The sequence below is a fragment of the Mycobacterium syngnathidarum genome, assembly GCF_001942625.1.
GTDB classification, from domain to species: Bacteria; Actinomycetota; Actinomycetes; order Mycobacteriales; family Mycobacteriaceae; genus Mycobacterium; species Mycobacterium syngnathidarum.
In genome coordinates this window covers 1-2270 of the sequence record NZ_MLCL01000013.1, presented here as the reverse complement: position 1 = coordinate 2270, position 2270 = coordinate 1, and the positions used below count along the sequence as shown (strand labels likewise).

Annotated in this window: 2 protein-coding genes; one reads left to right on the top strand and one right to left on the bottom strand. The window is 61.3% G+C overall.

Annotated elements, in window-relative coordinates:
- Positions 1-258 precede the first annotated feature (258 nt).
- On the top strand, positions 259-1197 hold the full coding sequence (locus BKG60_RS03530; protein ID WP_070947256.1) for an alpha/beta hydrolase: 939 nt from the start codon (positions 259-261) through the stop codon (positions 1195-1197).
- 189 nt (positions 1198-1386) lie between these two features.
- On the opposite strand, the gene BKG60_RS03525 is transcribed toward BKG60_RS03530, so the two are convergent.
- Positions 1387-2270, bottom strand: an 884-nt coding sequence (locus tag BKG60_RS03525; protein WP_070947257.1) for an IS256 family transposase, incomplete at its 5' end; no start/stop codon positions are given.

Here is a 2270-nt window from a genome sequence, read left to right as displayed (position 1 = left end):
GGCGCAGTGTTCCACCAGGGCAAGCTCCTCGAACGTCCGGTCGACATCACCCCGGAACCATCGCCCGACACCCCAGTGTCCGAGGTCGCCTGACGACCCTCGATCCACAGGATTTGACTATTTCTCGTACGAAACTACAGTTTCGTCGAAATCCAATCCTTGAGATCTGTCCAGAAGCGCTGACAAGCATCAGATTCCGCGTGACATACAGCGGAGTCGGTGTTGCTGTCCACACGAACAACTTGCAAGGAGTAACCTGTGAAGCTGGATAAGGATGCAGCCGCCATCCTGGCAGTTGTTGCCAGTCAAAACCTTCCTCCCCTATGTGCAGGAAGTGTCCTGGAGGCTCGTCTGAGAGTTCCAGACCCGATCTTCGCCCAGGGCGAGCGCCTGCCTTTGCATTCGGTAATCGATAGCACAATCCCAGGACCCGCAGGAGACCTTCCCGTCAGGATTTACACCCCGCAGGGAGTGGGCCCGTTCCCCGCCGTCGTCTACTTTCATGGTGGAGGATTCGTAATCGGATCTATCGAAACTGCCGACCAAGGCTGTCGGCTGATTGCCAACGAAGCTGGGGCGGTGGTCATATCCGTTGGATACCGCCTAGCTCCGGAGCATCCGTACCCGTCAGCGCCTGAAGACTGTTTCGCTGCAATTACCTGGGTAGCTAAACACGCTGCGGAGGTTAACGTCGACCCCAAGAGACTCGCTGTGGCGGGCGACAGTGCAGGTGCGAACCTGGCCACTGTAGTCACTCTGATGGCGAGAGACCGCGGCGGCCCCGAGATTGCGCACCAGGCACTGCTGTACCCCAACGTCGATCTAACGGATACCGAGTACCCCTCCAAGAGCGTGGACAATGCCGAAGGATACATGCTCGAGAAAACAGACATTGATTGGTTCTACTCGCACTATCTCCCCGATCCAGACAGGGCAAGTGAACCCTACGCGTCTCCACTTCTTGCAGAGAGCCACGCCGGCCTCCCCTCCGCCACGGTGATCACAGCTGGCTTCGACCCACTGCGCGACGAAGGTTTTGCCTACGTCGCTGCACTACAGCGATCCGGCACCCCTGCCGAACACCTGCCCTATCCGTCTCTGATTCATGGCTTCTATTCGTTTCCCGCGGCCATCGGCGCTGCGCGTGATGTTGCCGCAGAGATCGGACAGCGCCTGCGCACTGCACTTTCCGCGTAACCTGCACCCCTCGAATCGACCACTCACTGAGGACAACAACTATGCACAGCCCCAAGTACATCGACATGCTGATCGTCGGAGCCGGCTTCAGTGGCCTGTACCAACTCATCAAATCCCGAAGAATGGGTTTGACTGCCCGGGTGATTGAACGCGGTTGAGAAATAGTCAAATCCTGTGGATCGAGGGTCGTCAGGCGACCTCGGACACCGGCGAATCAGGTGACGGTTCGGGGGTGATATCGACGGGCCGTTCGAGGAGCTTGCCCTTGTGGAACAGAGCGCCGGCCCGTACGAGCGCGACCAGGTGTGGCGCGTTGATCGCCCGCCACCGGGACTGCGCGGCCTCGATCAGCTTGTAGGCCATCGCCATCCCCGCCGCCCTCGAACCCGGGCCCTTGGTCACTTTGGTCCTCAATCGCACTGTGGCGAAGGTGGATTCGATCGGGTTGGTGGTGCGTAGGTGCACCCAATGCTCGGCTGGATACCGGAAGTACTCGAGCAGCACGTCGGCATCGTCGGTGATCTTCTTCACCGCCTTCGGGTACTTCGCGCCGTAGTCGCGTTCGAACGCCGCGATCGCCAACTGGGCCTTGTCGATGTCCTCCGCGTTGTAGATCTCCTTCATCGCCGCCAACGCGCCCGGATGCGCCGACTTCGGGAGCGCAGCAAGAACATTGGCTTGCTTGTGGAACCAGCAGCGTTGCTCGCGGGTGTCGGGGAACACCTCCCGCAGCGCCTTCCAGAACCCGAGCGCACCGTCGCCGACCGCCAACGCCGGGGCGCGCATCCCGCGGCGGCGGCAGCCGCGCAGCAGATCGGCCCACGACTCGGTCGATTCGCGGTAGCCGTCGGTGAGTGCGACGAGTTCCTTGCGGCCGTCGGCGCGGACCCCGAGCATTACCAGCAGGCAGAGTTTTTCCTGCTCGAGGCGGACTTTCAGGTGGATTCCGTCGACCCACAGGTACACGTAGTCGACCTGCGAGAGGTCCCTGGTGCCGAAGGCCTTCGCCTCGTCCTGCCACTGGGCCGTGAGCCGGGTGATCGAGGATGCGGACAGTCCGGCGCCGGTGCCGA